This window comes from Curtobacterium sp. VKM Ac-2922 (assembly GCF_022815645.1).
Classification (GTDB): Bacteria; Actinomycetota; Actinomycetes; order Actinomycetales; family Microbacteriaceae; genus Curtobacterium.
Map to the genome: position 1 here is coordinate 1 of NZ_JALGRO010000020.1, position 9,160 is coordinate 9,160.

Annotated in this window: 9 protein-coding genes; 6 read left to right on the top strand and 3 right to left on the bottom strand. The window is 71.9% G+C overall.

Features of this window, described 5'->3' with window-relative positions; genetic code table 11:
* Window positions 1–129: 129 nt before the first annotated feature.
* Window positions 130–1,515 carry a cytosine permease gene (locus MT346_RS17765; RefSeq protein WP_243564452.1) on the bottom strand — a complete coding sequence of 462 codons (1,386 nt, stop codon included), beginning with the start codon at window positions 1,513–1,515 and terminating at the stop codon, window positions 130–132.
* Window positions 1,516–1,754: 239 nt separating this feature from the next.
* Between MT346_RS17765 and MT346_RS17770 the strand changes: the two genes are divergently transcribed.
* Genes MT346_RS17770 through MT346_RS17785 form a run of 4 tightly spaced genes read left to right on the top strand, consistent with a single transcriptional unit; the run spans window position 1,755 to window position 4,764 of the window.
* A complete protein-coding gene (locus tag MT346_RS17770; protein ID WP_243564453.1) occupies window positions 1,755–2,555 on the top strand; it encodes a hypothetical protein in 801 nt (266 codons plus the stop codon).
* 4 nt (window positions 2,556–2,559) lie between these two features.
* Entirely contained in the window at window positions 2,560–3,219 is a 660-nt protein-coding gene (locus tag MT346_RS17775; RefSeq protein WP_243564454.1) for a DedA family protein, read from the top strand.
* Window positions 3,216–3,971: a hypothetical protein gene (locus tag MT346_RS18540; RefSeq protein WP_243564455.1), complete on the top strand. Its 756-nt coding sequence runs from the start codon at window positions 3,216–3,218 to the stop codon at window positions 3,969–3,971. The genes MT346_RS17775 and MT346_RS18540 overlap by 4 nt, the downstream gene beginning before the upstream one ends.
* 46 nt (window positions 3,972–4,017) lie before the next feature.
* Window positions 4,018–4,764, top strand: coding sequence for an ABC transporter permease (locus MT346_RS17785; protein WP_243564456.1), 747 nt, complete (start codon window positions 4,018–4,020; stop codon window positions 4,762–4,764).
* Between the two features lie 84 nt (window positions 4,765–4,848).
* Here MT346_RS17785 and MT346_RS17790 read toward each other — a convergent pair whose 3' ends face one another.
* Together MT346_RS17790 and MT346_RS17795 are read right to left on the bottom strand one after the other, a co-directional pair.
* Window positions 4,849–5,508 carry a response regulator transcription factor gene (locus MT346_RS17790; RefSeq protein WP_243564457.1) on the bottom strand — a complete coding sequence of 220 codons (660 nt, stop codon included), beginning with the start codon at window positions 5,506–5,508 and terminating at the stop codon, window positions 4,849–4,851.
* Window positions 5,505–6,578 (bottom strand): sensor histidine kinase KdpD, encoded by a 1,074-nt coding sequence (locus MT346_RS17795; protein ID WP_243564458.1) that lies wholly within the window; start codon window positions 6,576–6,578, stop codon window positions 5,505–5,507. Before MT346_RS17795 ends, MT346_RS17790 begins: the two co-directional genes overlap by 4 nt.
* Window positions 6,579–6,743: 165 nt before the next feature.
* Here MT346_RS17795 and MT346_RS17800 point away from each other — a divergent pair, with 165 nt between their 5' ends.
* Together MT346_RS17800 and MT346_RS17805 are read left to right on the top strand one after the other, a co-directional pair.
* Window positions 6,744–7,286, top strand: coding sequence for a GNAT family N-acetyltransferase (locus MT346_RS17800; protein ID WP_243564459.1), 543 nt, complete (start codon window positions 6,744–6,746; stop codon window positions 7,284–7,286).
* Between the two features lie 37 nt (window positions 7,287–7,323).
* Window positions 7,324–9,096, top strand: coding sequence for an AMP-binding protein (locus MT346_RS17805; RefSeq protein ID WP_243564460.1), 1,773 nt, complete (start codon window positions 7,324–7,326; stop codon window positions 9,094–9,096).
* Window positions 9,097–9,160 lie beyond the last annotated feature (64 nt).

Genomic DNA, 9,160 nt, shown 5'->3' on the forward strand with positions numbered 1-9,160 from the left:
GTCCAGGACGCGGTCGCGAGCACTTGCCATGGTGGGGAGTCTAGAGAGTCGTGGGGGGGGGGGGGGGGGGGGGCCCCCCCCCCCCGCCGGTCTGGTTCGCCGGTGTCGTGCTCCGGCATCGTGCTCGGGCTAGTTCGCGGGGGTGGGGGCGGGGGTCGGCGCCGGCGCCGGTTCCGTGGCCGTCTCGACGACGGGCTCCTGCTCGGTGCGGCTGGTCCCGACACCCCGGACCCAGCCGGCCTTGCCCGCCACGACGTACAGCACGAAGGCGATGACGACCGAGTTGATCGACGGGATGCCGATCGCGACGAAGTAGCCGACGACCGCGGCGATCGCCCAGATGACGAGCGTCGCGGGGACCCAGGTCGGGCTGGTCGCGGGCAGGGCCGTACTCGCGCTGAGTTCGCCGCGCCACCGCTTCACGACGAAGTACTCGGCGACCATGATCCCGGCGATCGGCGGGAAGACGACCCCCAGGACGATCAGGAAGGGCGTGAAGGCGTCGAGGAACCCGACCGCGGCGAGCACCGACCCGACGACGCCGAGCACGATCGTGACGACGCCGCGGTTCACCTTGCGGCCGAAGACCACGTCGATGAAGTTCGTCACGCCGAGGCTCGAGCTGTAGATGTTCCAGTCGTTGATCTTGAACGTGCCGAGCAGGATCACCAGGATGCCGACCCAGCCGACGCTCGACGTGATCACGCGGGTGATGTCCGAGGACCCCACGGCGTGGGCGAGCAGGACGCCGGCGAGCCCGATGGCGTACTCACCGAGGGTGACCCCGAGGGCGGTCTGCTTGACGACGTCGCCGACCGAGCGGTTGAAGCGGGTCATGTCCGGCGTGATCACCGCGCCGACGATGAAGCCGCCGGCCACCAGGGTGGTGCCGGCGACGAAGCTCAGCTCGGGCCCGGCCGGGGCCTTGGCGGCGAGTTCGGCCAGGGAGTGCTGGCTCAGTTCGACGATGACCGCCCAGCCGACCAGGATCAGGAACAGCGGCACCGTGATGTTCGCCAGCCACTGCATCGAGTGGAAGCCGCGCAGCACGATCGCGGTGACGAGCAGCCCGAACACGAGCGACCACGCCCACGCGGGCAGCACCGGCAGGATCGTGACGAGCCCGGCGGCGGACACCCCGGACTGGATGCCGAACCACCCGATCAGGCTCAGGCCGATCGCCAGGCCGACGAGCGCGGAGCCGGCCTTGCCGAAGCCCGTCCACCGCGCGATCACCGAGGTGTTCAGGCCCTCGCGCATGCCGATGACGCCGACGAACACGGACACGACCTCGAGGATCACGGCGCCGAGGGTGATCGCCCAGAACGCCTCCCAGAAGCCCATGCCGAAGCCGAGCGTGGCGCCGAGCAGGAACTGGGACAGGGCGGAGATCTGTCCGAAGCGCTGCACCGCCACCTGGAACCAGCCGTAGCGGGCGGACGTGGGGACACGGGACAGGGAGTAGTCGTCGACGACGACGGACGGGGCTGGTGGTGCTGACGCTGCACTGGCCATCGGATGCTCCTGGGGAAGGGTGTCGGCCGGGGTGGCCGGCGGGTTGGGGCAACCGTAGTGAGCCCCTGGATGGGGGGCCATGTGCGGACTGTCGTTTCCGACTCGTGAACTCGGGCGACATGCACAGTCGATGCCGGCCCGACGTTTCTTGGCGAAGTCTTGTGACCCGGTTCCTAGCGTCGACACCGCACCCGGCGCCGCACCCTGCGCGACCGGGCACGTCCGACGAGGAGCACGTCATGTCCCACTCGCCCGCAGCACCGCTGCGACACAGGACCCACGCCAACAAGGTGCCGGACCCGACCGCGTCGTTCTGGATCATCAAGGTCCTGGCCACGACGGTCGGTGAGACCGCGGCGGACCTGCTCAGCGACACCGTCGGACTGGGCCTGCCGCTGACCACGGTGATCATGGCGGTGGCGTTGGTGGTGTTCCTGGTGCTGCAGTTCCGGGCCCGTGCCTACCGACCGCCGCTGTACTGGACCACCGTCGTGCTGATCAGCATCGTCGGCACGTGCATCACCGACAACCTGACCGATGGACTGGGCGTGCCCCTGGTGGTCAGCACCACCGTGTTCGCCGTCGCCCTGGCCGCCGTCTTCGTCGTCTGGTACCGCTCCGAGGGCACGCTCTCGATCCACAGCATCGACACCGTGCGCCGTGAGGCCTTCTACTGGTTGGCCATCCTGTTCACCTTCGCCCTCGGCACCGCGGCGGGCGACCTGATCGCCGAGCAGACCGGCCTGGGGTACTTCCCGTCGCTGCTGCTGTTCGCCGCAGCGATCGCCGCCACCGCGGCGGTCTGGTTCATCGGGCGCCGCGGCCCCGTGGTGTGCTTCTGGATCGCGTACGTCCTGACCCGCCCGCTCGGGGCCTCGACCGGGGACCTGCTGTCGTCGTCCACGAAGGACGGCGGGCTCGGGATCGGCACGATCACCACCAGCATCGTGTTCCTGGTCGTGATCACGGCGATCATCACGTGGCTGTCGGTCCGCCGGCGCCGCGACGAGCCCGCGCTGCGCTCGCAGCTGATCGGCTGACCCCGTGAACCTGTTCGACGCCGCGTCCGTCCTGCACGCGTTCGGCCCGTACGTCCTGGCCGGCATCGCGGTGCTGATCTTCATCGAGTCGGGCGTGCTGTTCCCGTTCCTGCCGGGTGACTCGCTCCTGGTCACGGCCGCGATCATCAGCGGCGCCCTCGGCATCGCGCCGTGGCAGGTCGCCCTGGTGGCCTCCCTCGCCGCGATCGCCGGCGACCAGGTCGGCTACTGGATCGGCAAGCGCTTCGGCCGGCGCCTGTTCCGCGACGAAGCCCGAGTCCTCACCACGAGCCGCCTCGACGAAGCCGAGGCGTTCTTCGCCCGGTGGGGTGGCCTGAGCCTGGTCCTCGGCCGCTTCGTGCCGATCGTCCGCACCTACGTCCCGCTGGCCGCGGGGACCGCGCAGATGCACTACCGACGGTTCCTGCTGTTCAACCTGATCGGGGCGGTCTCGTGGGCCGTCGGACTGACGGTCGTCGGGGTGCTGCTCGGCGGGATCCCGGTCATCGCGCACAACATCGACGCGCTGATGATCGTCATCGTCCTGGTGTCCGTCCTGCCCATCGTGATCGGCGCCCTGCGCCGACGGCACGTGGCGCGCCGCCGTACCGGTGCGACCGCGCGACCCGAGCCGGTCCACCCGTCCGGACGGCAGGAGCGGTGAGCGCCGCCCGGAACCGCGTGCCGGACCCGACGACGTCGTTCTGGGTGCTCAAGGTCCTGTCGACGGGCATGGGCGAAGCGCTGTCGGACTTCCTCGTCACCCGCTTCGACCCCGTGCCCACGGTGCTGGTGACCGCGGTGCTGTTCGCCGTGGTGCTCGTCCTGCAGCTGCGCGCTGACCGGTACCGGCCGTGGCGGTACTGGGGCGCGGTGTCGATGGTCGGGGTGTTCGGGACCATGGTCGCCGACGTCACCCACGTCGCACTCGGCGTGCCGTACGCGGTGTCGACGCTCGTGTTCCTGGTCGCACTCGTCGTGGTGTTCGTGCTCTGGCGTCGCGTCGAGGGCACGGTCGACGTCCACGGGATCACCAGCATGCGCCGGCAGCTGTTCTCCTGGGCCGCCGTGGTCGCGACGTTCGCGATGGGCACCGCCGCCGGCGACCTGGCTGCGAGCACCCTGCACCTGGGGTACCTGGGTGGCGGACTGCTGTTCGTGGGGGCGATGGTCCTGGTCGTCCTGGCCCGGGTCGGCCGGCTGCTCGGCCCCGTGACGGCGTTCTGGACCGCGTACGTGCTCACCCGGCCGATCGGCGCGTCGTTCGCGGACTGGGTCGCGGTGCCCCGAGCACGCGGTGGACTGGACGTCGGAACCGGCCTGGTCAGCGTGGTCCTCGTGCTCGCGATCGCCGCCGGGGTCGTGTGGGCCGGCACACGGCAGCCGACCCGATCGCTGAGCGAGACCGCGGCCTGAGCGCCGACGCCCGTACAGTGCAGCACATGGACGAGTTGGGCCGCACGTGACCGACGCGCTGCTGCACACCCTGCTCGGGGTCGCGGTGCTGGTCGCGCTGGCGACCGCCGTGCTGCTGGTCACGAAGGCGGACGCACCGTGGGCACCGGCCCTGGCGATCCTGCGCGGCACCGCGCAGCTGGCGGCGATCAGCCTGGTCCTGGCCGGGGTGATCACGTCGCCGCCGCTGATCGCGCTGGCCCTGACGGTGATGTTCACGGTCGCCGTCCTGACGTCGTCGCGCCGGCTGGGCTCGGTGCGGCAGATGGTGGTGCCGGTCGCGGTGTCGATGGGCGTCGGTGTCCTGGTCAGTGGCGTCGTCGTCTTCGGGACCGGCGCCATCGAGCTGAGCCCCCGGTACGCGCTGGCGGTCGGCGGGATCGTGATCGGCAACGCGATGACGATCGCCACGATCTCCGGCCGGCGCTTCCGGGAACTCGTCGACGACCGCTGGGACGACGTCGAGGGCTGGCTGGCAGTCGGTGCGACCCCGCGTCAAGCCACCCGGCACCTGGTCCGTCGTGCAGTGAGCGCGGCGCTCGTGCCGACGGTCGACCAGACCCGCACCACGGGGCTGGTGACGTTGCCCGGGGCGTTCGTCGGTGCGGTCTTCGGCGGCGTGTCCCCGATCGAGGCCGGCCGCTTCCAGATCGTCGTCCTGGCCGCGATCATGGCGACCGGCACCTGCACCGCCGTCCTGCTCACCTGGTGGTCGGCGCCGGTCCGGACGCGTCCCTCGACCGGCGGTCGCTGACACCGTCCGGTCTGGAGGCCCCACCCGCGTCCGCCGGGTCGACCCACCGCCCCCGTCGGCGCACCACCGACCGCCCGACGGCGCTCAGGCGGGGGTGCCGAGTCGGTAGCCGACGCCGCGGATCGTGGTGATCAGGTCGCGGTCGGTCTTCCGGCGGACGTAGTGCACGTACGTGTCGACGGTGTTGAGCTGCTCACCGTGCTCGAACACCGCGGACAGCAGGTGCTGACGGGTGAACGCGCGGTCGGGTTCGCTCGCGAGCAGCCGCAGCATCGCGGTCTCCTTCTCCGTCAGCATCACCCGGCCGGTGTACGGCGAGGTGATGCTGCTGTCGTCCGGGTGGAACGCCCAGCCGCCGATCGTGATGCCGTCGCCGGTCCCGGTGTAGTCCCGGGTCAGCGCCCGGAGCCGCGCTGCGAGTTCGTCGAAGTCGAACGGCTTGACCAGGTAGTCGTTCGCTCCGGCATCGAGCCCCGACACGCGGTCCCGGACGCTCCCGAGCGCCGTCAGCATCAGCACGGGGGTGCTGACGCGACGGGCCCGCAACGTCGCGACGACCTCGGCGCCGTCGATCCCGGGCAGCCGCCGGTCGACGACCATCACGTCGAAGTACCGATCCGCGGCGACCTGCAGCGCGGACTCGCCGTCAGCGCAGAGCGTCACGTTCCAGTCGTCCTGCAGGACGTCGGCGACGAGCGGTCCGAGGCGCGGGTCGTCCTCGACGAGCAGCAGGCGGGGCGTCACGGGTGGTCCTCTCGGTCACGGGGGACTGGTGTGCTCCGGAGCAGGGGGAGACGCAGCGCGAACACGGTGCCGCCGGGACCGGTCCGTTCGACGGTGACGTCCCCGCCGGCACGGACGGCCACGTCCCGCACCAGGGCGAGCCCGATGCCGTGACCGGTCCGGGTGGCCGAGGCGCTCGTGCCGTGCGCGAACCGGTCGAACACCCGGGTCGGCGCGATGCCGGTGATGCCGGATCCGTCGTCGGTCACGCGGATGACGACCGAGGGCCCGGCGGTCGTCGCCTCGACCCGCACGTGTCCGCCCGGGCGGGTGTGACCGATCGCGTTGTCCGTCAGTGCGACCAGACACCGGTGCAGCTGTGGCTCGGACACGGCGACCACGGCACCCGTGTCGCCCGGGTCCGCACGGACGTCCAGATGCACCTGGCGTTCCTCGGCCAGGACGGCCATGTCCCGTCGCACCGTCGTCAGTGCCCTGTCCAGGTCGGCCGTGCCGCCGGGTTCGGTGGTGCCGGCCGCGGCGTCGAGCAGGTCGTTGACGATGTCGATCAGCACGCGGGTGTCACTCCGCAACTCGTCCACCACGTCCCGCCGCGGGTCGTCCGCGGGTGTCAGCTTCTGCAGGCGTTGCACCCGGGCGTGCAGGACCGTCAGCGGAGTGCGGAGCTCGTGGCTGGCGTCGGCGACGAAGGTGCGCTGCACCCGCGCTGCCTCGGCGATCGGCCGCACGGCCCGGCGGGCGATCACCCACGCGGCGATCCCGGCGAGCACGATCGCGAACCCACCGACCCCGACCACGGCGATGCTCAGGTCGACGGTGTCCAGGGTGATGTGCACGTCGGCAGGCCCCGGCGGTTCGTGCACCTGGCCGGGCGTGAGCTGCCACAGGACGTACCCGACCACCAGCACGATGATCGCGGCGACCAGCGCGGCGGAGACGACGGCGACACGCAACCCGATCCCGATCACCGACCGTCGGTACGCCAGCCGGTCCGGATCCCGCTCCTGCCCGGACCGGAACGACCACCGGGTCGCCGCGTCGGCGACGGACGACCACCACGATGACGACACCAGCGCTCCTTCCACTGCGGCGCCGCCGGAACGCGAGGGGGGATGCGTTCCGACGGCACCGCGTCGGGACCGATCCTGCCGCACACGGCGCAGGACCGACACGGTGATCGTGGCGGGTCGGCACCCAGGAACCACCAAGAACCCCTCGGGCGGCAGACTGACCACATGGCCGACAGCGACGCACACGAGCAGCACGACGACGCGCTCGTGACCGATCGACTCCGCCTGCGGCACTGGCGGCCCGAGGACGCGGCCTTCCACCGCCGGCTGTGGCAGGAGCGCGACCCCCGGGTCCCCGCACGTCGTCGGATCAGCCCCGACGGGCGACCGACCACCGCCGAGCTGCAGGACTGGGCCCGCTCCCACGACCCCGGGCCGGCACCCGGCCTGCTCGTCGTCGAACGCCTGGCCGAACCCGGCCCCGTCGGGTACTGCGGCCTCGTCGCGAACAGCGTCGGGCAGCCGGACGAACCAGAGCTCGCGTTCGAGTTCCTGCGCTCGTCGTGGAACCACGGGTTCGCGACCGAGGCCGCGACGGCGGTCGTCGACCAGGCCCGGACCGTCGGGTACGCCCACCTCGCCGCGACGGTGCGCGCCTGGAACACCGCATCGCTCCGGGTGCTCGAGAAACTCGGGTTCACCGACACCGGGCAGACGGAACCCGATGCGCTGCACGGCGACTCGATCCTGCTCCGGAAGGTGCTCTGACACCCCGTTTCCGCGGCCGATCCGGCATGATCGACAGGTGCCGAACCCGACCGTGACCACCGCGTACCGCGCCGCCCGTGACCAGCTCCTCGCCCTGACCGACCCGGACCGCCCCGACCCCGACGGCCCCGAGGACGCCGCCGAGCGCACCGCCGCGTTCGCGTGGCCGGACCTCGGCGACACGTTCAACTGGGCGGACGACTGGTTCGACGTCATCGCCGCGGGCAACGACCGGACGGCGCTGTGGCTCGTGGACGCCGACGGCGACCGCCGCTTCAGCTACGCCGAGATGGCAGCCCGGTCCGATCGGCTGGCGGTGGTGCTCGACGCGCACGGCGTGCGCAAGGGCGACCACGTGCTGGTGATGCTCGGCAACCAGCTCGAGCTGTGGGAGACGATGCTCGCGGTGATGAAGCTCGGCGCGGTGATCCTGCCGACGTCGACGATGCTCGACACCGCCGACCTGCAGGACCGCGTCGACCGCGGGTCCGTCGCCCACGTGGTCACGAACGTGGGAGAGACCCCGAAGTACGCGGGCGTGCACGGGGACTTCTCGCGCATCGTGATCGGCGGTGCTGCCGACGGGTGGACGTCGTACCCGGACCACCTCGGCGAGCCGGCGCCCGCGGGTGAACGGCGCCCGGTCGTCACGACGCGCACGACCGACCCGTGCCTGGTGTACTTCACGTCGGGCACGACCTCGAAGCCGAAGATGGTCGTGCACACCCAGACGTCCTACCCCGTCGGGCACCTCAGCACGATGCACTGGATCGGCGTGCGCCCCGGTGACGTGCACCTGGCGATCAGCTCGCCCGGGTGGGGCAAGCACGCGTGGAGCTGCTTCTTCGCGCCGTGGATCGCCGAGGCCACCGTGTTCGTGCACGACACCCCGCGTTTCGACCCGGGGGCACTGCTGGCGCAGCTCGACCGTGCCGAGGTCAGCACGTTCTGCGCGCCGCCCACGGCCTGGCGGATGATGCTGCAGGCCGACCTCGGCGCACGCCCCCGAGCGCTCCGCGAGGTCGTGTCCGCCGGCGAACCGCTCAACCCCGAGGTCATCGACCGGGTCCGCGACGCGTGGGGTCTGACGATCCGCGACGGCTACGGGCAGACCGAGACGACGGCGATCATCGGCAACGCCCCGGGCGCGGTCGTGACGGCCGGCGCGATGGGCACCCCGCTGCCCGGCGTCAGCGTCGTGCTGCTCGACCCGCTCACGGGGCAGGCCGGTGACGAGGGTGAGGTCTGCCTCGACCTGACCGAACGCCCCGTCAACCTGATGGCGGGCTACCTCGGCGAACCGGACCGCACCGCGGACGCCATGCGCGACGGGCACTTCCACACCGGCGACATCGCCGCGCGCGACGCCCACGGGCAGCTCACCTTCATCGGCCGGACCGACGACGTGTTCAAGTCCTCCGACTACAAGGTGTCGCCGTTCGAGGTCGAGAGTGCGCTGCTGCAGCACCCCGCCGTGGCCGAGAGCGCCGTCGTCCCGGCGCCGGACGCCGCGCGGCTCAACATCGTCAAGGCGTACGTCACCCTGGCCGCCGGGTACGCGGCGGACGCGGACACCGCACGTCAGGTCCTCGCGCACGCACGTGCCGTCCTGCCCGCCTACGCGCGGGTGCGCCGCGTCGAGTTCGCCGAGCTGCCGAAGACCATCTCCGGCAAGATCCGCCGTGTCGAGCTCCGCGAGCTCGAGGAACGGGCTGCCGCGAGCGGGACGCCGTCCGCCGGCGAGTGGCGCGAGGAGCACTTCCCCGAGCTGCGCTCCCATCGCGCGCCGGGCGCTCCCAGCGCGCGCTGACGCGGCGCCAGCCCGGCGGGACCGCCGTCGGACGGGAGGCGCGGTGCGGGCCCGCCCCGCGCCT

Excerpts from the sequence above, each read along its gene's own strand:
- MT346_RS17765 (WP_243564452.1), bottom strand. The coding sequence starts at position 1,515 with ATGGCCAGTGCAGCGTCAGCACCACCAGCCCCGTCCGTCGTCGTCGAC.
- MT346_RS17770 (WP_243564453.1), top strand. The coding sequence starts at position 1,755 with ATGTCCCACTCGCCCGCAGCACCGCTGCGACACAGGACCCACGCCAAC.
- MT346_RS17800 (WP_243564459.1), top strand. The coding sequence starts at position 6,744 with ATGGCCGACAGCGACGCACACGAGCAGCACGACGACGCGCTCGTGACC.